This is a genomic window from Klebsiella sp. HMSC25G12 (assembly GCF_001807705.1).
Classification (GTDB): domain Bacteria; phylum Pseudomonadota; class Gammaproteobacteria; order Enterobacterales; family Enterobacteriaceae; genus Klebsiella; species Klebsiella variicola.
This window is the reverse complement of sequence record NZ_KV789928.1, coordinates 1-18595: the sequence shown is the minus strand read 5'-3', so window position 1 is coordinate 18595 and position 18595 is coordinate 1. Positions and strand designations below refer to the sequence as shown.

The window sequence follows — 18595 nt, the reverse complement described above, 5'->3', positions numbered from 1 at the left end:
AATCAGCAAAAAAGGCGCCTGCGGGCGCCTTAATTTAGATTTGGATAACATTTTTAGCCTGCTTAATATTAAGCGCACAATTTCTACATCGATTTTACGGTTATTCGCTTATACAGTGTGTTTAGTCGCGGTTTAACTTTGTAACTATCATGCTTAAACTCTCCGTATGCTTACTGACCTGTAACTCTGCGCGCCTGCTGATGGAGGTGCTGCCGCCGCTGCTGAAGGTGGCCGATGAATGTATCGTCGTCGACTCCGGCAGCACCGACGAAACGGTCTCTATTTGTCAGCAGTTTGGCCTCACCGTCCATCATCATGCCTATAAAGCCCACGGCGCCCAGATGAACTACGCCATCGGGCTGGCCAGCCATGACTGGGTGCTGTGTATGGATAGCGATGAGATTCTTGATAATGACGTAGTGGCGGCCATTCAGGCGCTAAAAGCGGGGGAGGAGCCGGACCCAACCTGCGCCTGGCGTCTGCCGCGCTACTGGTTTGTGCTCGGCACGCAGGTGCGAACGATCTACCCTATTTCTTCGCCGGATTACCCGGTGCGTCTCTTTAACCGCCAGCAGGCGCGGTTTAACGACCGGCCGGTGGATGACCAGGTGGTCGGACACGCACGCTCCGTCAGGCTGCCGGGCTTTGTACGCCATGACACCTTTTATTCGCTGCATGAAGTGTTTAATAAGCTAAACAGCTATACCACCCGGCTGGTGAAGTACCAGCAGATCAAACCTTCGCTGACGCGGGGGATCGTCAGCGCCATTGGCGCTTTCTTTAAGTGGTATCTCTTTAGCGGAGCGTGGCGCTATGGCAAAGTCGGCGTGGTCACCGGCCTGTACGCCACGTTTTACAGCTTTCTCAAATATTTTAAGGCGTGGTACGCCCACGAAGATAACCAGGCGCCCGTCGCGCAAAAGCGAACGGACCCCTGAGTGGTCTAGTTGCCGGGATTGTCCCAGCCTTGCCATTTGAGGCGATAGTACTGGACCAGCGCGCTCTGGCTGATGCTGTCGCTGAGGATAGTGAAGAAGCGGCTGGCGTTCACGGGCTCCAGCGGGCGCTTCGGCTTGCAATACTTCACACCGTGGAACGGATTACGCGGCTTCTGCTGCTGCGGCGGCGTTTGTTGCGCGGGCGGCTGAGCGTAGTTTGGCGTCGAGTTGTCGACCTGTGGCTCGTTGAGCAGGCTGCTCGGGCGCACCAGCGTGATATCCTGCGGCAGGTTATAGACCATCTGCTGCAGCACCCGCACCGTCGTCGGATGCGGATGGCCAATGGCTATTGCCGAACCGTTGCGCCGCGCCAGGGCGATGGCGCGATTGAACTGGGTGCGGATATCGGCTTCATTCTGCGTATCGTCAAGAAACACCTTGCGCTTAATCACCTTCACCCCGGTGCCCTGCGCGGCGCGCATGGCCTGGGTGTTGCCGATGGTGACGCTATCGAGAAAATAGAGATTGTAGCGCTCCAGGGCCTGCATCACCTTCTGCATACCAAACAGGTTGGAGGTCATCGCGCTGCCCATATGGTTATTCAGCCCGACGGCGTAGGGAACTTTGCCGTAAGCCTCGCGAATGATGCGCTCGATCTCCTCGCTGCTCATTTCGGGACGCAGGGTGTCTTTTTCCAGCGGCTGTTTGCTGAGCGGCGCCATCGGCAGGTGGGTGAGCACTTCATGGCCCAGATTATGCGCTTTCGTGGCCATTTCCCGGGCGTGCGGCGCGTTCGGCAGCACGGCGACGGAGATAGTTGACGGCAGCGCCAGCACCTGATTCTCGGTCTGCGGGCGGTAGCCAAAATCGTCAATAACGATGGAGAGTTTGCCAGCGAACGCTGGCGCCGCCAGAGCCAGCGAACCGGCTACGGCAAGAGCAATTGCGCGAAATTGAAGCAAAACTTATCTTCCCAACCACGGCTGTGGATTGACCGCCTGACCCTGGCGGCGAATTTCGAAATAGAGCGACGGACGGCCCTGACCGCCGCTGCTGCCTACGAGCGCGATAGGCTGACCGGCACGAACCTGCGTACCGACGCTGACCAGCGCGCTTTGGTTATAGCCATACAGGCTCATGTCGCCTTTGCCATGTTCGACCACCACCACCAGACCATAGCCCTGCAGCCAGTCGGCCAGAATGACCCGACCATCGGCAATGGCTCTGACTTCGGTGCCTTCAGACGCGGCGATAACCATCCCTTTCCAACGTAGTTCACCTTGCAGCTGTTCGCCATATCGATGAAGGAGCGGACCGCGAACCGGCCAGAACGCCTGGCCGCGCGGCGAGCCCAGCCCGCCGGTGCGTGACATCAGCGAACGCTCGCTTTCCGTTGGTTTATAGGTGGTGCCTTTGCGCGATGCTTCCTGCTGGCGGTCGCGCACCGCCTGCGCATCGCGAGCTTCCCGATCGGCTCGGGCTTTGGCGGCAGCCTCCGCCTGGGCGATACGACCGCGTAGGCGCGATTCGTTAGCCCGCAATTCACTTAACTGTTGCTGACCCTGCTGAATGGCGGACTCCAGACCGGAAAGGGTCTTTTTCCGTTCGTTACGCGCCTGCTCCAGCTTCGCCTGCTGGGCTTTTTGCTCGTAGACCAGCGTCTGCTGCTGGCTCTGCTTCTCTTCGAGCATCGACTTTTGCACCGCCATCTCTTCGCGCGTTTTCTTCAGCTCCGCGATAGTCTCCTGACGGGCCTGGTTGAAATAGCTGAAGTAGACCTGCATCCGCTGATTGCGCTGGCCCTCTTCACCGCTCAGCACCATCTGGATGCCGGTATGCGGCCCCTGGCGGAACGCGGCGTCAAGCTGCGCAGCGAGGTTACGCTCCTGAGACGCGCGCTGACGCTCCAGCTTCGCGAGAGAAGCGTTCATCTCGTCAATCTGCTTATTGAGCTGGTTCAGGCTGTCCTGGGTTTCACGCAGTTTGCGGGCCGCGGCGGCGATCGCCTCTTCCTGCGCTTTGAGCTGGGCGAGCAGGCTTGCGCGCTGCTGCTGCTGTTGCTTAATCGCCCGCTGCCTGGCGGCGATGTCGGCCTGGATGGACTTTAGCTGATCGCGATCGTCGGCGTGCGCAGATGACGCGCACAGCAATACGCCAGCGCTGAGCGCGCTGGCGTAAAGGACGGATCGAACTGCCGTTGCGATCCATGTAGTTGAATACGTCGCCTTTCCCCTCATGGGGAAGGATTATTCCACGATGAACAGCGGCTTGCCAGTCATCTCTTGCGGGATTTCCATTCCCATCAGCGACAGCATGGTCGGGGCGATGTCGGAAAGTTTACCGCCATTGACCGCTTTGACCGCTTTGTTACCGACGTAGATCAGCGGAACCGGCAGGTTGGTATGGGCGGTGTGCGCCTGACCGGTGGCCGGGTCGCGCATCTGCTCGGCGTTGCCGTGGTCGGCGGTGATCAGCAACTGGCCGCCAACGGATTCCACCGCCTGAGTCACCTGGTCGATGCAGTGATCCAGCGCTTCAACCGCTTTCACTGCCGCTTCCATCACCCCGGTATGGCCAACCATATCGCCGTTCGGGTAGTTACAGATGATGGTGTCGTATTTGCCACCTTTGATGGCGGCGACCAGTTTCTCGGTCAGCTCGGCGGAGCTCATTTCTGGCTGCAGATCGTAGGTTGCCACTTTTGGTGAGTTAATCAGAATACGCTCTTCGCCTTTAAACGGCTCTTCTACGCCGCCGTTGAAGAAGAAAGTCACGTGAGCGTATTTCTCGGTTTCGGAGATGCGCAGCTGGGTTTTATCGTGCTTCGCCATCCACTCGCCGAAGGTGTTAGCCAGTGAGGCGGGCGGATAAGCGCAAGCGACTTTGATGTCGGCGGCGTATTCGGTGAGCATCACGAAGTCGAGGTTAACCACTTTCTTACGCGCGAAGCCGTCGAAGTCGGCGTTGACGAAGGCGCGGGTGATTTCACGCGCGCGGTCAGCACGGAAGTTCATGAAGATCAGCGCGTCGCCGTCTTCCATCGCGGCATCGGCCTGGCCGGCGGCGCGGATAACGGTGGCTTTGACGAATTCGTCGTTTTCGTCACGGGCGTAGGCGGCCTGCAGACCCGCGACGGCGGTATCGGCCTGGAATTCGCCTTTCGCCAGGGTCATCAGATCATAAGCTTGTTCCACGCGATCCCAGCGGTTATCGCGATCCATGGCATAGTAGCGGCCAATAATAGACGCGATGCGGCCTTTGCCCAGCGCGGCAAATTTGGCTTCGAATGTCGCCAGCGTTTTTTCCGCGCTGCGCGGCGGCGTATCACGGCCATCAAGGAAGGCGTGCAGATAGATTTTCTCAGCGCCGCGCTCTACTGCCAGCTCCACCATCGCCATGATGTGATCTTCGTGGCTGTGGACGCCGCCCGGAGACATCAGGCCCATGATGTGGACCGCTTTACCGGCGGCAACCGCTTTGTCGACCGCGGCGGTGAGTACCGGGTTGGCGAAGAAGGTGCGTTCTTTAATTTCAACATCGAGACGGGTCAGGTCCTGGTAGACGATACGACCGGCGCCCAGGTTGACGTGGCCTACTTCGGAGTTCCCCATCTGACGGTCCGGCAGGCCGACTTCCAGGCCAGATGCATCGATCAGGGTATGCGGACGTTTGGCCCACAGGGCGTCCATTACCGGCGTTTTAGCGCTGTAAATGGCGTTATCCTGTTGGTCTTCGCGATAGCCGTAGCCATCCAGAATCACCAGTACCATAGGTTTTTTAGAAACCGACATTGCGACAACCTCATGCTCAAAGACAGAAATTTTGCGTAATTTTACTACAGCTGAATCGTTTAAATCCCCGTGAAAGATCAAAGAAAGGGAAGGGGCGGCGTCAGAGGCGATGATGAAGGCGGCTTTTTTTTCGTGACCGCCCGCAGAAAATACATTACATCGCGCTCACTGGCTGTATTTGCCGCAATGCACAGGTATACTCCTTCCCTGGTTTTTTATCACTTAGTCGGGAGTTGTAACCCCCCATGCAAGAAATTATGCAATTCATCGGCCGTCACCCGGTCCTGAGCATCGCGTGGATCGCGCTGCTGGGTGCGGTACTGTTCACCACCTTTAAAGGGTTGATGTCGAAAGTTAAAGTCATCACCCGTGGTGAAGCGACGCGTCTTATCAATAAAGAAGATGCGGTGGTGGTCGACCTGCGTCAGCGTGACGATTTCCGTAAAGGCCATATTGCCGGCGCCATCAACCTGCTGCCTGCCGATATCAAAGCCAATAACGTCGGCGAGTTGGAAAAACACAAATCGCAACCCATTATTGTGGTAGACGGTTCCGGCATGCAGGCGCAAGAGCCAGCCAGCGCGCTGAACAAAGCCGGGTTTGAAAAAGTCTTTGTACTGAAAGAGGGCATCGCAGGCTGGAGCGGCGAAAACCTTCCTCTGGTACGCGGCAAATAACTTACCTCGCGTGGTAATGCCGCCGCGCTTTCCCCTTCATGCCTGACGTAAGGGGAAGCTCAGGCTGCGGCGTAAAACCCCAGGGTAAAAACAGGAGTAAAGTCATGGCCAATATTGAGATCTACACCAAAGCGACCTGCCCGTTCTGCGTACGCGCGAAAGCGCTGTTGAACAGCAAAGGCGTAACGTTCCATGAGTTGCCGATCGATGGCGATGCCGCGAAGCGTGAGGAGATGATCCAGCGCAGCGGACGGACGACGGTTCCGCAGATTTTTATTGATGCGCAGCACATTGGCGGCTGTGACGACTTGTATGCGCTTGATTCACGTGGTGGACTTGATCCCCTCTTGCGCTAATTTTTGCGCGCTTTCCCTGGCGGAAGCGCGTATTTAAGGACAACACGAAAGGGTTTTACTATGTCAGAACAAAACAGCACCGAAATGACCTTCCAGATCCAGCGTATCTATACCAAAGATATCTCTTTTGAAGCGCCGAACGCGCCGCAAGTTTTCCAGAAAGACTGGCAGCCGGAAGTTAAACTTGATCTGGATACCGCCTCCACCCAGCTGGCTGAAGGCGTTTATGAAGTGGTGCTGCGTGTGACCGTGACCGCCGCGCTGGGCGAAGAAACCGCGTTCCTCTGTGAAGTACAGCAGGGCGGTATTTTCTCCATCGACGGCATCGAAGGCACCCAGATGGCGCACTGCCTCGGCGCATACTGCCCGAACATTCTGTTCCCGTACGCGCGTGAGTGCATCACCAGCCTGGTTTCCCGCGGCACCTTCCCGCAACTTAACCTTGCGCCAGTGAACTTCGACGCGCTGTTTATGAACTATCTGCAGCAGCAGGCTGGCGAAGGTGCTGAACAACATCAGGATGCCTGATGAACGCACTTAATGCTGCAATGACTGTGATCGGTGCCGGCTCTTACGGCACCGCTCTTGCCATCACCCTGGCAAGAAATGGCCACCACGTTGTGCTCTGGGGCCATGACCCGAAACATATCGCGACGCTGCAACACGATCGCTGCAACGCCGCGTTCCTTCCCGATGTGCCTTTCCCGGATACGCTGCATCTTGAGAGCGACCTGGCCACCGCGCTGGCCGCCAGCCGCGACATCCTTGTCGTGGTGCCAAGCCATGTGTTCGGCCAGGTATTACGTCAGATTAAACCGCTGATGCGTCCCGACGCACGTCTGGTGTGGGCGACCAAAGGCCTCGAGGCTGAAACCGGCCGCCTGCTGCAGGACGTGGCGCGTGAGGCGCTGGGCGATGATATCCCGCTGGCGGTGATCTCGGGACCAACCTTCGCCAAAGAGCTGGCCGCCGGTCTGCCGACGGCGATTTCGCTGGCAGCGACGGATCCGCAGTTTGCCGAGGATCTGCAGCACCTGCTGCACTGCGGCAAAAGTTTCCGCGTCTACATCAATCCGGACTTTATCGGCGTGCAGCTCGGCGGCGCGGTGAAAAACGTCATTGCCATCGGGGCCGGTATGTCGGATGGCATCGGCTTCGGCGCCAATGCGCGTACGGCGCTGATTACCCGTGGGCTGGTGGAAATGTCCCGTCTCGGCGCGGCGCTGGGCGCCGATCCGGAAACCTTTATGGGCATGGCCGGCCTCGGTGACCTGGTGCTCACCTGCACCGACAACCAGTCCCGTAACCGTCGCTTCGGCATGATGCTCGGCCAGGGTATGGACGTGCAGAGCGCCCAGGACAAGATTGGCCAGGTGGTCGAAGGCTACCGCAATACCAAGGAGGTTCGCGTTCTGGCACAGCGTTTAGGTGTCGAAATGCCAATAACCGAGGAAATTTATCAGGTATTGTATTGCGGAAAAATTGCGCGCGAGGCAGCATTGACCTTATTGGGTCGCGCCCGCAAGGACGAGCGCAGCAGCAATTAGCTTTCCTTTGTCACCTGAATGACCCTGCCAGCGCAGAACTGGCAGGTCATTATCATATCGTCTGGAGTATGCAATGCCGTGTGAAGAACTGGATATCGTCTGGAATAATATTAAAGCCGAAGCCCGGGCTCTGGCTGACTGTGAGCCGATGCTCGCCAGTTTTTACCACGCTACGCTACTCAAGCATGAAAATCTGGGCAGTGCGCTGAGCTATATGCTGGCCAACAAGCTGGCCTCGCCGATTATGCCAGCGATCGCCATTCGCGAAGTGGTGGAAGAGGCCTATGCCGCCGATCCGGAAATGATCGCCTCCGCCGCCTGCGATATTCAGGCGGTGCGCACGCGCGACCCGGCGGTGGATAAATACTCCACGCCGCTGCTCTACCTGAAGGGTTTCCATGCGCTGCAGGCCTACCGTATCGGCCACTGGCTGTGGACTCAGGGCCGACGTGCGCTGGCGATTTTCCTGCAAAATCAGGTCTCCGTCTCCTTCCAGGTGGATATCCACCCGGCGGCGAAAATCGGCCGCGGGATCATGCTCGACCACGCCACCGGCATTGTGGTCGGCGAAACGGCGGTGATTGAAGATGACGTCTCTATCCTGCAGTCGGTCACCCTCGGCGGTACCGGTAAAACCAGCGGCGACCGTCACCCGAAAATTCGCGAAGGCGTGATGATTGGCGCCGGGGCGAAGATCCTCGGTAATATCGAAGTGGGACGTGGGGCGAAGATTGGCGCCGGTTCGGTGGTATTGCAGCCGGTTCCGCCGCACACCACCGCGGCGGGCGTACCGGCGCGCATCGTTGGCAAGCCGGAGAGCGACAAGCCGGCGATGGACATGGATCAGCATTTCAACGGCATCCACCACACCTTCGAGTACGGCGACGGGATTTGATGTATTGCCATTTGCCGCTGTTAAGCTCAGATATGTAGCCCGGATAAGGCGCGGTGCGCCGCCATCCGGGAATGGCTCAGGTTAGCTGCGCAACACGGCGCCCGGATACCCCAGCTGGCGCCAGGCTTCATACACCACCACCGACACCGCGTTTGACAGGTTCATGCTGCGGCTGTCCGGCATCATCGGAATACGGATTTTCTGCTCTGGCGGCAGGGCATCGAGGATGCTGGCCGGCAGACCGCGGGTTTCCGGGCCAAACATCAAGAAATCGCCATCCTGATAGCTCACTGCGCTGTGCGCCGGCGTGCCTTTGGTGGTCAGGGCGAACAACCGCTGTGGCTGCGCGCTGGCGAGAAACGCCGCGTAATCCGCATGGCGCTGCACGGCAGTGAACTCGTGATAGTCCAGTCCGGCGCGTCTCAGGCGTTTATCGTCCCAGGTAAAGCCCATCGGCTCAATGATATGCAGACTGAAGCCCGTGTTGGCGCACAGGCGGATAATATTCCCGGTGTTCGGCGGGATCTCTGGTTCGAATAACACGATGTTCAGCATACTGCCCCCTTAATTGCGGGGGGCAGAATAGCAGATATTTGGCGAACCCTCACCCCGACCCTCTCCCTGAGGGAGAGGGGGAAAACCGGCGCCGGTCGGTGGATCGGAGGGTGCGGGTAAAGGACTCACCCATCAGTCGATACTTTTCGTGGACAGAGGCTCAGGGAAACGCCGCCGCTAACCTGTCTGCCGGACAGTCCCCTCTCCCTGAGGGAGAGGGTTAGGGTGAGGGGAGAGAATGACGCCGCCGCCTACGCGGCGTTATTCTGCTTGAGCGCATCGAAGGTCTGCAGCGCTTCGGCGTTCTGCACCAGCGAATCACGGCTGATTTCACGGATGGTTTTCGCCCCGGTCAGGGTCATCGCCACTTTCATTTCTTTTTCGATCAGGTTCAGCAGATTCGCCACGCCCTGCTTACCGTGGGTCGCCAGGGCGTACAGATACGCGCGGCCCAGCAGTACGCTGTCGGCGCCCAGGGCAATCATCCGCACCACATCGAGACCATTGCGGATGCCGCTGTCGGCGAGAATGGTAATGTCGCCTTTCACCGCGTCGGCAATGGCCGGCAGGGCGCGGGCCGAGGAGAGCACGCCATCGAGCTGGCGGCCGCCGTGGTTAGAGACCACAATGCCGTCAGCGCCGAAGCGCACCGCGTCGCGGGCGTCCTCCGGATCGAGGATCCCTTTGATCACCATCGGACCGTCCCAGAAATCGCGGATCCACTCGAGGTCTTTCCATGAAATCGACGGATCGAAGTTATTCGCCAGCCAGCCGATGTAATCCTCCAGACCGGTCGGTTGGCCGAGATAGGCGGAGATATTGCCCAGATCGTGCGGGCGACCGTTAAGGCCGACGTCCCACGCCCACTGCGGATGAGTCACCGCCTGCCAGTAGCGGCGCAGGGCGGCGTTCGGGCCGCTCATGCCGGAATGGGCGTCGCGGTAGCGGGCGCCAGGGGTCGGCATATCGACGGTAAAGACCAGCGTCGAGCAGCCGGCGGCCTTGGCGCGCTCCAGCGCATTGCGCATAAAGCCGCGGTCGCGCAGGACGTATAACTGGAACCACATCGGGCGTTTGATGGTCGGGGCGACCTCTTCAATCGGGCAAACGGAAACGGTAGAGAGGGTGAACGGAATGCCTTTGTCGTCCGCCGCGCCGGCGGCCTGCACTTCGCCGCGGCGAGCGTACATGCCGCACAGCCCGACCGGCGCCAGCGCCGTCGGCATCGCCAGCTTCTCATTGAACAGAGTGGTCTCGAGACTCAGATCCGACATATTGCGCAAAATACGCTGGCGCAAGGCCACATCGGACAGGTCCTCGACGTTACGGCGCAGGGTATGTTCGGCGTAGGCGCCGCCGTCGATATAGTGGAACAGAAACGGCGGCAGGATACGCTGTGCGGCGGCGCGATAGTCGCTGGCGGCGGAAATAATCATCACGAGTTCTCCCTGGAATTTTCATTGTGGTCACCGGGCAGGCGGGTAATTCGCGCCTGGCGGGCCTGGTCTTCATCAAAACGTTTAATCGTGGCGTGGACAAAACCTAAGTGGCCCATCATCGCCTGGCGCGCCGCCTCGGCGTCACCGGCAACAATAGCCTCCATAACGGCCTGGTGCTGTTCAGTCAGGCGGGCAAACACCGGCGGCACCAGATACATGCGCTGGCGGCTCTGCTTAACGGAGGAGTGCAGCAGGTCGAAAAAACCGCGCATGGTTTGCAGGAGCACCACGTTATGCGAGGCTTCGGCGATGGCCAGATGGAAGCGGACATCCGCCTGCGAGGCGATATCCGGATCTTCACTCTGGGTCGCTTCAAAGCACAGACGAATTTTTTCTTTATCGGCGTCGGTGGCCCGCATCGCTGCGTGCCACGCGGTGCTGGCCTCGATGGCGTGGCGGGCTTCGAGGATGTCGAAGCTGTAGTCCGGGTCATCGGCCAGCAGCGTCTTCAGCGGCTGGACGATGTTTTGCTCCGACCACGGTTCATGCTGCCAGCGGACGAAGGTGCCGCCGCCGCGACGGCTCAGCAGCACGCCTTCATTGACCAGCATCGCCAGCGCTTCGCGCAGGGAATTGCGCGAGACGCCGAGCTGGGCGGCGAGCTGGCGTTCAGCGGGCAGTCGCATGCCCGCCTCCAGCTGTTGTTCTTCAATCAGCGCCCGGACGCGACGCGCCACGTCGTCGGCCAGGCGTTTAGGCATCACTATCACGGGATCATCCAGGTTAAAACGTAGGCCTGCAGCGTGGTGATCAGGCCCACCATGCAGGTGAAGATCAGGCTGTGTTTGACGGTAAAGCGGAACAGATCCGACTCTTTACCCACCAGGCCTACCGCGGCGCAGGCGATGGCGATCGACTGAGGGGAAATCATCTTGCCGGTGACACCGCCGGTGGTGTTGGCCGCGACCAGCAGAATATCGGAGACGCCAATCTGCTGCGCGGCCGTTGCCTGCAGTGCGGCGAACAGGGCGTTAGACGAGGTGTCCGAACCGGTCAGGAATACCCCCAGCCAGCCAAGGAACGGCGAGAAGAAGGTAAACGCGTGGCCGGTATGCGCCAGCGCCAGGGCCAGGGTCGACGACAGCCCGGAGTAGTTGGAGATAAAGGCGAACGCCAGCACCATGCCGATAGAGTAGATCGGCAGCGCCAGATCCTTCAGCGTCCCGGCGAAGGTGGTCAGCGCGTCTTTTGGCTTCATGCGCAGCCAGACGATGGACAGCAGGGCGGCGAACAGAATGGCGGTGCCGGTTGCCGACAGCCAGTCGAATTTATACACCGCGGCGTATGGCGTCGCGGCGCTAACTACCGGCGGCATACGGGCAACCATTTTGTCGAGGAACGGCACCGAAATATTGATGACGAAGTCATACATTGCGCCGCCCGGTGCGAACAGCGCTTTAAACGGCGGTACGCTCCACAGGGTCACGGTGGCGGTCAGGAACAGGAACGGCGACCAGGCGCGGATCACTTGTCCCGCCGTGTAGCGGGTGCGGGCCAGCGTCATATCCACCTGCGAGGCGCCGATATCGCCGAAGCGGAAGATGCGTACCGGCTGCCAGCGTTTGAGGAACAGGGTCAGACAGACCAGGGAGACCAGCGACGAGATGATGTCCGGCAGCTCCGGGCCAAGGAAGTTAGAGCTGAGGTACTGGGCAATAGCGAACGAACCGCCTGCCACCATCACCGCCGGCCAGGTCTCTTTGATGCCGCGCCAGCCATCCATGATGGCCATGATCCAGAACAGGACGATAATGGTCAGGAACGGCAGCTGACGGCCCACCATCTGGCCGATAGCAAAGCTGTCGATACCGGTCACCTGGCCGGCGACCAGGATCGGGATGCCCATCGCGCCGAAGGCCACCGGCGCGGTGTTGACGATCAGGCACAGGCCAGCCGCATACAGCGGGTTAAACCCAAGGCCGACCAGCAGCGCGGCGGTAATCGCCACCGGCGCGCCGAAACCCGCCGCCCCTTCGAGAAAGGCGCCGAACGAGAAGCCGACGATCAGCATCTGCAGGCGCTGGTCCGGCGTAATCGACAGAATCGATGAGCGGATGATGTCGAACTGCCCGGTCTTCACCGAGATTTTATAGACGAAGACCGCGGCGATAATAATCCACGCGATAGGCCACAGGCCGTAGAAGAAGCCGTAGACCACCGAGGCTAAGGCGCGGTCCACCGGCATTTTATAGAACAGCAAGGCGACGGCCAGCGCAATAGCGACGGTCCAGGTGGCTGCGAGGTAGCCTTTCAGTTTGAGCTTAATCAGCGCAAAAAAGAAAAACAGAATCGGTAGCGATGCGATAAGACTGGATAACCAGATATTACCGGCGGGATCGTAGTTTTGTTGCCAGAGATTCATGCAGGGTCTCCATCGGGCCGCCAGGAGAGGAGGGCTGAGTCTGCGCTCATTGCCGATCCCATCGTAGGTAAAATTGGCCCGGCCAATTAAGGGTATCAGGGTTGATGACAACGAATGGTTAATCAGATGTTGCTCTTAAGCAACGTGTTTGTGATGTATTTTGATGGATTTGTGAACTGCTGGGGGGTAGATGAAATTATTGGTAGGACCAATCGACCTGGCTGAGGGTAAAAATGTGGGAAGTGAAGACAGAATGACCCTCTCCGGGCGGAGAGGGCAGGGGATCAGAATTCGCTGCGGGCGAAACCGGTCATCTCTTTCAGACCCATTTCCCGGCCCAGGGCGGTCATCGGATGGACGACCACCAGACCGCGAACGCTTTTCTTCAGCTTGCCCATATCGGCCTGCTCTTTTTTGGTGATCGCGCGGCGGAACGGCAGGCTCATTAGTTTTTGCGCCTCTTTGCTCAGCTTCTGGCTCTGGACGGAACGCAGACGTTCAATCTCCGCTTCCAGGGTGGCTTTTTCTTTTTCCAGCTCGGCGTATTTGTCGGCGGCTTCCACCAGCGACAGTTCGGCCTGCTGATGGCGGATGGCGTCGAGACGGTCGCTCAGGCGCTTGATTTCATTTTTTTCGACTTCTTTCATGATGACTTAATCTGTTAATAAAGGGGCTTCATTCGCCTATAGTATGTGCTGTGACCGTCATTGTTGATAGCTATTTATCAAAAATTCGCCGTTTATCGCCCGCAGAATGCTATACCAGCGATCGCTAATAATTTGAATTTTATTAATATTCCGCCTAATACCCGTTCTAATTTCATTTCTGTGAAGCCCGTCGGCAGATAAGCACGTTTTCCTTAACCCGCGCCGGTGATTTGGCTAATGCTTAATCAGATTATTCCCAAAAGGAGGACGTGATGGCAAAGATCGGCGACGGCGTACCACGTTTAATCGATAAAGCGGTTGATTTTATGGCTTCCAGTCAGGCGTTTATGGAGTATTTGAAAAAATCTCCGCGTCTGCAGCATATACCGCGAGATATTCCCCAGGATAAGGAAGCGTTGTTTCTGCAGCGTCTGGAATATTATCGTCAGCTTTACCGGCCGACCTGCGACCAGACGGAGCCGGAGTCAGAGCGTTGATTTCTGGAAGGCTTTTTTTAAGCTGATTCGCGAAATCAGCTCAGTCAGGGACAACACCATTGTTGAGCGCACCATCTGCTGGTAACGCAGCTTCTGCATTGCCAGCAGTTCGGCATCGCTATCATCAAACTGCGGCGTTGGCGGCAGGGCGGCGACGCAGTGCAGCTCGCCGAACGGCCCGATAATTTCGTCGTCGGTAAAGCTGTACTCATTGCCGTCGTGGTTAAGCTCTTCGCGCAGGGCCATCAGCAGTTCGGCGTCTTCATATTCGGCACGACTTATCACCCCAAGGCCATAAATCAGCTTCAGGCGTACAGAGAGATCGCCGAGCGGCCCGCTGCCCTCCAGCAAGGGCTCGACGGCGTATTTCACCGCGTAGTCGTCTTTACGGAACACCTGAAGCACCAGAATATTGACCGCTTCCGTTAACAGTTCGACGGTGGCGATCAGGAAGCTTCGTACGGTTTTGCCAGCATTCAGACGCTCAAGCACACGGTTTTCAAATGCTTGTGTTTCTTCCATCATTGCCTGCATATCTGACAGGAGTCGTAATGGGCGCGACGTTGGTCGCGCCAGGTTGTGCATCATTTTTCCGCGTTGTAGTCGTTAACGGCCTCCGCGACGACATCACTTGCGGCATCCAGGCCGGAAATCTGCGCCAGCGCGGCCTGCGGCCCCTTGTCGGCGATCAGTGCCGCCAGCTCCTGCGCCTGCGGATCGTCTTCGCTACGGAAATGCATCGCCGCTGCAATCCCTTTCACCAGGTTGCGGTGCGGCAGACCGTATTCCAGGGTACCCAGCAGCGGCTTAATTAAACGGTCGCCAGCGCTCAGTTTGCGCAGCGGCTGACGGCCAACGCGCTCAACATCGTCTTTCAGGTACGGGTTCTCGAAACGTCCAAGAATTTTCTGGATATAAGCCGCGTGTTTCTGCGGGTCAAAGGCGTAACGTTTGATCAGCACCGCGCCGCTCTCTTCCATCGCGCCCTGCACGACGGCACGAATTTTCTCGTCGAGGATCGCGTCGCGAATCGTCTGGTGGCCCGCCAGTTTTCCGAGGTAGGCGGTTATAGCATGCCCGGTGTTCAAGGTGAAGAGCTTGCGTTCGACAAATGCCATCAGGTTATCAGTTAATTCCATTCCCGGGATAGTCGGCAGCGCTCCTTTGAACTGCGTCTTATCGACAATCCACTCGCTGAAGGTTTCCACGGTGACTTCCAGCGGGTCATGGGTGGCGGAAGCCGATGGCGGCACAATACGGTCAACGGCTGAGTCGACAAAGCCGATATGGGCTTCAACCCACGCTTTATCTTCTTCCGCCAGCGCGTTAAACACGTGGCCTTTTAACTGCGTGGTGCCGCGCACCATATTTTCGCAGGCGATAATGTTCAGCGGACGTTCGCTGCCCTGCGCTTTGCGCTTCGCCAGCCCTTTGGCGATGGCTGGGGCGATGCGCTCAAGTACGACGGGACCGACGGCGGTGGTGACCAGATCCACCTCAGCGATCAGGTCCACAACCTCATCGCCGATGCTGCTGACGGCATTGACGCCGGAGACAGTATCCACCTGCTCATTCTCACCGACGACGTGAACCTGATAGCTATGACGGGCATTCAGGGCATCAAGTACGGTCTGATTGACATCGGCGAACGTCAGTTCAATGCCCGCGTCGGCCAGCAATTTACCGATAAAGCCACGTCCGATATTACCTGCGCCAAAATGTAATGCTTTCATAGTATTAACCTTCAATTAATGTTTTTACCTGAGAGGGCTGGGGTGAGGCTTTTCCCCTCACCCAAACCCTCTCCCAAAGGGAGAGGGAATGGACCGCTTTGGTTATTTATTCAACAGTGCCAGAACTTCGTCGACGCTGGTGGTTTTCGCCAGGCGCTCAATCACGGTTTCGTCATCCAGGGCGTTAGTCAGGCTGGTGATAACCTGAATATGCTCGTTGTTGCGGGCCGCGATACCGATCACCAGGCGGGCGACATCGTCTTCATCTTCCCCGAAGCGCACGCCTTCCGGGTACTGGCAGAAGACGACGCCGGTTTTCAGCACACGGTCTTTCGCTTCGATGGTGCCGTGCGGGACCGCGATGGACTCGCCGAGATAGGTCGAGGTCAGTTTTTCGCGGTCCAGCATCGCCTGCACATATTCCGGCTCGACGTAGCCGCCTTTCACCAGCTGCTCGCCGGCGAAGCGAATGGCTTCTTCTTTGGTGGCTGCTTTGCGCCCGAGGAAGATGTTATCCGCACCCAACTGGAACAGGTTTTTGTCGCCATCATCAAAGCTGTCTTTCAGGCTATCGGTAACTTTCACTTCATTCTCGATGTGGCGCTGGGCCGCGACCAGACGCTCAGTCAGGCTGGTGTACAGACCGCTGTCGAGGAAGTTGGTCAGCGAAATATGCTGCGCCTGTGGTACCTGGCGCATCGCCCGCTCGGTCAGGTCACGGTGAGTGATAACCAGGTCAACATCCGGCGGCAGGTTATTGATCGCGCTGTTGGTAACCGAGATGTTACTCAGTCCGGCATCCTGCACTTTTTTGCGCAGTACCCCGGCGCCCATGGCGCTGGAACCCATCCCGGCGTCGCAGGCGACGATGATTTTACGCACATGGCTCAGGTCGTTGGTGACATTACCGGCCGCCAGCGGGCTGGCGCCTTTGGATTCCGCTTTCATGTCATGCATACGACGCGTTGCGGCTTCGATATCGTCTTCTTCTTTTACCTTGCTGGTCTTCAGCAGAACCGCAGAGACCACGAAGGAGACCGCCATCGCTGCGATAATCGCGGCGATGTTAGCGAAGTAGGCGCCTTTCGGCGTCATCGCCAGCACCGCCAGGATAGAGCCTGGGGAAGCCGGAGAGACCAGACCGCCATTGAGGATGGTCAGGGTGAAGACACCGGTCATCCCGCCGAGGATAACGGCCAGGATCAGACGTGGGTTCATCAGCACGTACGGGAAGTAGATTTCATGGATACCCCCCAGGAAGTGGATGATAGCCGCCCCGCCTGCTGACTGTTTTGCGCTGCCGCGACCAAAGAACATGTACGCCAGCAGAACGCCCATCCCCGGACCCGGGTTAGCTTCAATCAGGAAGAAGATAGATTTACCCAGCTCGTGGGACTGCTGAATACCCAGCGGCGAGAAGATACCGTGGTTAATGGCGTTATTGAGGAACAGGATTTTTGCCGGTTCCACGAAGATAGACGCCAGCGGCAGCATGTCGTGCGCCACCATAAAGTTAACGCCAGCTGCCAGAATTTTCGACAGAACTTCAACCGCCGGGCCGATGCCGAGGAAGGCCAGAATGGCGAGGATCATCCCGATGATGCCAGCGGAGAAGTTATTCACCAGCATTTCAAAACCGGATTTGATCTTACCGTCTACCCAGTTATCGAACTTCTTGATGCAGTAGCCGCCCAGCGGGCCGGCAATCATTGAGCCGAGGAACATCGGCATATCCGCGCCGACGATAACGCCCATGGTGGTGATCGCCCCGACCACGCCACCACGTTCGCCGCCGACTAATTTACCGCCGGTGTAACCGATCAGCAGCGGCAGCAGGTAGGTGATCATCGGACCGACCAGCTTCGCCAGCGTTTCGTTTGGCAACCACCCTGTCGGAATGAAAAGCGCGGTGATGATACCCCACGCGATAAACGCGCCGATATTCGGCATCACCATATTGCTGAGGAAACGACCAAAGCTTTGCACCTTGATCTTGATATCGGATGACATAAAACACCCCTTCTTCTGTTTTGCGTATCGCGCAGGCTTAAAGCCCGAGGTTTGTTGTTAATGTGGCGGCAGAGGTAGCCGGGCCCTGATTGATAGTGCGAAATCTGGCACTGAATCGTTTAGCTGTCCAGCCAGCGCCCTTTTGTGTGATACGGATCACATGAATATAGGGGGCAAAGCGCTTTTTGTAGTGATGCTGATCACATAATTCCTGTGTAAAAAAACAACACAGCGCCTTTTTAGCCGCTGATCTGCCTTTTTGTGTGATATTTGTCACAATTTTGTTTCGTGGTTTTGTTGTTTGTTTGTGATTTTGATCACAAAGAATTTCACGGTGGATTTTTGCCGCTGTGATCTCGGCCCGGTTTTGCGGCCAGGGCGAGATGGCTCTGTAACTAAGCAACCTTAACTGCCGAATAACTTTTTTACGCCGGATGGCAAAAATGAAAGGCGTGAATTATGCTCAAAATAGCGGCCCGAATGTCAGTGGGTCGTGAATAAAATTCATATAAATTATTAGCGTAAAGCCGAGGGAATTATGTTTCTCAATTATTTTGCGCTGGGCGTTCTGATCTTCGTTTTTCTGGTCATTTTTTATGGGATTATCATTATTCACGATATTCCTTATTTGATCGCCAAAAAACGCAACCACCCTCATTCCGATGCTATTCATGTCGCCGGATGGGTCAGTCTTTTTACTCTCCACGTCATCTGGCCGTTTTTATGGATTTGGGCCACGTTGTACCAGCCTGAGCGCGGCTGGGGCATGCAGCATAAGGCGAATACGGCCCCTGACGAACCTGAAAAAGAGACCGATATACAACAGCTTCGCCAACGACTGAGCGACCTTGAACACCAGGTGGCGGCCATCCAGCGGCCGCAGTCCACCTCTGCGGCGGAGAAATAATCTATGGATCTGTTGATAATTTTGACCTACGTGGCCATCGCCTGGTCGATATTTAAAATCTTCAAAATACCGGTAAATAAATGGACGGTACCTACCGCGGCGCTGGGGGGCGTATTTATTGTTAGCGCGCTTATTTTATTAATGAACTATCATAGACTGGACCTTAAGAACTAAGTCTTTC

At 57.4% G+C, this 18595-nt stretch carries 19 protein-coding genes and 1 pseudogene; 9 read left to right on the top strand and 11 right to left on the bottom strand.

Features of this window, described 5'->3' with window-relative positions:
* Positions 1-149: 149 nt before the first annotated feature.
* The gene (locus tag HMPREF3096_RS27970) at positions 150-938 is read left to right on the top strand and encodes a glycosyltransferase family 2 protein (protein ID WP_012540315.1); all 789 of its coding nucleotides are present in this window, start codon (positions 150-152) and stop codon (positions 936-938) included.
* Between the two features lie 5 nt (positions 939-943).
* Here the strand turns inward: HMPREF3096_RS27970 and HMPREF3096_RS27965 are convergent, their stop codons facing one another.
* From HMPREF3096_RS27965 to gpmM, 3 genes are read right to left on the bottom strand one after another with little or no spacing between them, the layout of a single operon-like run.
* On the bottom strand, positions 944-1900 hold the full coding sequence (locus HMPREF3096_RS27965; RefSeq protein WP_070544672.1) for a divergent polysaccharide deacetylase family protein: 957 nt from the start codon (positions 1898-1900) through the stop codon (positions 944-946).
* 3 nt (positions 1901-1903) lie between these two features.
* Positions 1904-3175 carry a murein hydrolase activator EnvC gene (gene envC / locus HMPREF3096_RS27960; protein WP_008806853.1) on the bottom strand — a complete coding sequence of 424 codons (1272 nt, stop codon included), beginning with the start codon at positions 3173-3175 and terminating at the stop codon, positions 1904-1906.
* Between the two features lie 9 nt (positions 3176-3184).
* Positions 3185-4729 (bottom strand): 2,3-bisphosphoglycerate-independent phosphoglycerate mutase, encoded by a 1545-nt coding sequence (gene gpmM, locus HMPREF3096_RS27955; protein ID WP_032731476.1) that lies wholly within the window; start codon positions 4727-4729, stop codon positions 3185-3187.
* A gap of 245 nt (positions 4730-4974) precedes the next feature.
* On the opposite strand from gpmM, the gene HMPREF3096_RS27950 reads away from it, so the two are divergent.
* The 5 genes from HMPREF3096_RS27950 (at position 4975) to cysE (ending at position 8204) form a co-directional block, all read left to right on the top strand.
* The gene (locus HMPREF3096_RS27950; protein WP_008806855.1) at positions 4975-5406 is read left to right on the top strand and encodes a rhodanese-like domain-containing protein; all 432 of its coding nucleotides are present in this window, start codon (positions 4975-4977) and stop codon (positions 5404-5406) included.
* Positions 5407-5510: 104 nt separating this feature from the next.
* Positions 5511-5762 (top strand): glutaredoxin 3, encoded by a 252-nt coding sequence (gene grxC, locus HMPREF3096_RS27945; RefSeq protein ID WP_008806856.1) that lies wholly within the window; start codon positions 5511-5513, stop codon positions 5760-5762.
* A 60-nt stretch (positions 5763-5822) separates the two neighbouring features.
* A complete protein-coding gene (secB, locus tag HMPREF3096_RS27940; protein WP_002922428.1) occupies positions 5823-6290 on the top strand; it encodes a protein-export chaperone SecB in 468 nt (155 codons plus the stop codon).
* On the top strand, positions 6290-7309 hold the full coding sequence (gene gpsA / locus HMPREF3096_RS27935) for an NAD(P)H-dependent glycerol-3-phosphate dehydrogenase (protein ID WP_008806857.1): 1020 nt from the start codon (positions 6290-6292) through the stop codon (positions 7307-7309). Before secB ends, gpsA begins: the two co-directional genes overlap by 1 nt.
* A 73-nt stretch (positions 7310-7382) precedes the next feature.
* A complete protein-coding gene (cysE, locus tag HMPREF3096_RS27930) occupies positions 7383-8204 on the top strand; it encodes a serine O-acetyltransferase (protein ID WP_002922426.1) in 822 nt (273 codons plus the stop codon).
* 81 nt (positions 8205-8285) lie between these two features.
* Here cysE and trmL read toward each other — a convergent pair whose 3' ends face one another.
* The 5 genes from trmL to HMPREF3096_RS27905 form a co-directional block, all read right to left on the bottom strand.
* Complete coding sequence (trmL, locus tag HMPREF3096_RS27925) at positions 8286-8759, bottom strand: tRNA (uridine(34)/cytosine(34)/5-carboxymethylaminomethyluridine(34)-2'-O)-methyltransferase TrmL (RefSeq protein WP_004205043.1); 474 nt, start codon at positions 8757-8759, stop codon at positions 8286-8288.
* Positions 8760-9010: 251 nt separating this feature from the next.
* On the bottom strand, positions 9011-10195 hold the full coding sequence (lldD, locus tag HMPREF3096_RS27920; RefSeq protein ID WP_008806858.1) for an FMN-dependent L-lactate dehydrogenase LldD: 1185 nt from the start codon (positions 10193-10195) through the stop codon (positions 9011-9013).
* The gene (gene lldR, locus HMPREF3096_RS27915; RefSeq protein WP_008806859.1) at positions 10195-10968 is read right to left on the bottom strand and encodes a transcriptional regulator LldR; all 774 of its coding nucleotides are present in this window, start codon (positions 10966-10968) and stop codon (positions 10195-10197) included. The genes lldD and lldR overlap by 1 nt, the downstream gene beginning before the upstream one ends.
* On the bottom strand, positions 10965-12620 hold the full coding sequence (lldP, locus tag HMPREF3096_RS27910) for an L-lactate permease (RefSeq protein ID WP_008806860.1): 1656 nt from the start codon (positions 12618-12620) through the stop codon (positions 10965-10967). Before lldP ends, lldR begins: the two co-directional genes overlap by 4 nt.
* 284 nt (positions 12621-12904) lie before the next feature.
* Positions 12905-13267 carry a YibL family ribosome-associated protein gene (locus HMPREF3096_RS27905; RefSeq protein WP_008806861.1) on the bottom strand — a complete coding sequence of 121 codons (363 nt, stop codon included), beginning with the start codon at positions 13265-13267 and terminating at the stop codon, positions 12905-12907.
* Between the two features lie 272 nt (positions 13268-13539).
* Between HMPREF3096_RS27905 and HMPREF3096_RS27900 the strand changes: the two genes are divergently transcribed.
* Entirely contained in the window at positions 13540-13764 is a 225-nt protein-coding gene (locus HMPREF3096_RS27900) for a hypothetical protein (RefSeq protein ID WP_012540317.1), read from the top strand.
* On the opposite strand, the gene mtlR is transcribed toward HMPREF3096_RS27900, so the two are convergent.
* The 3 genes from mtlR to mtlA all read right to left on the bottom strand — a co-directional run bounded on the left by mtlR (position 13753) and on the right by mtlA (position 17507).
* Positions 13753-14349 carry a mannitol operon repressor MtlR gene (gene mtlR, locus HMPREF3096_RS27895; protein WP_002922401.1) on the bottom strand — a complete coding sequence of 199 codons (597 nt, stop codon included), beginning with the start codon at positions 14347-14349 and terminating at the stop codon, positions 13753-13755. The two genes, HMPREF3096_RS27900 and mtlR, sit on opposite strands and share 12 nt — an antisense overlap.
* Complete coding sequence (gene mtlD, locus HMPREF3096_RS27890; RefSeq protein WP_008806863.1) at positions 14349-15497, bottom strand: mannitol-1-phosphate 5-dehydrogenase; 1149 nt, start codon at positions 15495-15497, stop codon at positions 14349-14351. Before mtlD ends, mtlR begins: the two co-directional genes overlap by 1 nt.
* Before the next feature lie 102 nt (positions 15498-15599).
* Entirely contained in the window at positions 15600-17507 is a 1908-nt protein-coding gene (gene mtlA / locus HMPREF3096_RS27885; protein WP_004173919.1) for a PTS mannitol transporter subunit IICBA, read from the bottom strand.
* Between the two features lie 538 nt (positions 17508-18045).
* Between mtlA and HMPREF3096_RS27880 the strand changes: the two genes are divergently transcribed.
* Both HMPREF3096_RS27880 and HMPREF3096_RS31695 read left to right on the top strand, forming a co-directional pair.
* On the top strand, positions 18046-18414 hold the full coding sequence (locus HMPREF3096_RS27880) for a DUF3302 domain-containing protein (protein ID WP_004152044.1): 369 nt from the start codon (positions 18046-18048) through the stop codon (positions 18412-18414).
* Positions 18415-18417: 3 nt separating this feature from the next.
* Positions 18418-18567, top strand: a pseudogene (locus tag HMPREF3096_RS31695) (hypothetical protein); the annotation flags it as partial.
* Positions 18568-18595 lie beyond the last annotated feature (28 nt).

Bases quoted from the DNA above. Each gene is read 5' to 3' on its own strand.
- mtlR (WP_002922401.1), bottom strand. From the start codon at position 14,349: ATGCACAACCTGGCGCGACCAACGTCGCGCCCATTACGACTCCTGTCA.
- lldP (WP_008806860.1), bottom strand. From the start codon at position 12,620: ATGAATCTCTGGCAACAAAACTACGATCCCGCCGGTAATATCTGGTTA.
- HMPREF3096_RS27950 (WP_008806855.1), top strand. From the start codon at position 4,975: ATGCAAGAAATTATGCAATTCATCGGCCGTCACCCGGTCCTGAGCATC.
- lldD (WP_008806858.1), bottom strand. From the start codon at position 10,195: ATGATTATTTCCGCCGCCAGCGACTATCGCGCCGCCGCACAGCGTATC.
- HMPREF3096_RS27880 (WP_004152044.1), top strand. From the start codon at position 18,046: ATGTTTCTCAATTATTTTGCGCTGGGCGTTCTGATCTTCGTTTTTCTG.
- gpmM (WP_032731476.1), bottom strand. From the start codon at position 4,729: ATGTCGGTTTCTAAAAAACCTATGGTACTGGTGATTCTGGATGGCTAC.
- trmL (WP_004205043.1), bottom strand. From the start codon at position 8,759: ATGCTGAACATCGTGTTATTCGAACCAGAGATCCCGCCGAACACCGGG.
- envC (WP_008806853.1), bottom strand. From the start codon at position 3,175: ATGAGGGGAAAGGCGACGTATTCAACTACATGGATCGCAACGGCAGTT.
- HMPREF3096_RS27900 (WP_012540317.1), top strand. From the start codon at position 13,540: ATGGCAAAGATCGGCGACGGCGTACCACGTTTAATCGATAAAGCGGTT.
- grxC (WP_008806856.1), top strand. From the start codon at position 5,511: ATGGCCAATATTGAGATCTACACCAAAGCGACCTGCCCGTTCTGCGTA.
- secB (WP_002922428.1), top strand. From the start codon at position 5,823: ATGTCAGAACAAAACAGCACCGAAATGACCTTCCAGATCCAGCGTATC.
- gpsA (WP_008806857.1), top strand. From the start codon at position 6,290: ATGAACGCACTTAATGCTGCAATGACTGTGATCGGTGCCGGCTCTTAC.
- cysE (WP_002922426.1), top strand. From the start codon at position 7,383: ATGCCGTGTGAAGAACTGGATATCGTCTGGAATAATATTAAAGCCGAA.
- HMPREF3096_RS27905 (WP_008806861.1), bottom strand. From the start codon at position 13,267: ATGAAAGAAGTCGAAAAAAATGAAATCAAGCGCCTGAGCGACCGTCTC.
- mtlD (WP_008806863.1), bottom strand. From the start codon at position 15,497: ATGAAAGCATTACATTTTGGCGCAGGTAATATCGGACGTGGCTTTATC.
- mtlA (WP_004173919.1), bottom strand. From the start codon at position 17,507: ATGTCATCCGATATCAAGATCAAGGTGCAAAGCTTTGGTCGTTTCCTC.
- HMPREF3096_RS27970 (WP_012540315.1), top strand. From the start codon at position 150: ATGCTTAAACTCTCCGTATGCTTACTGACCTGTAACTCTGCGCGCCTG.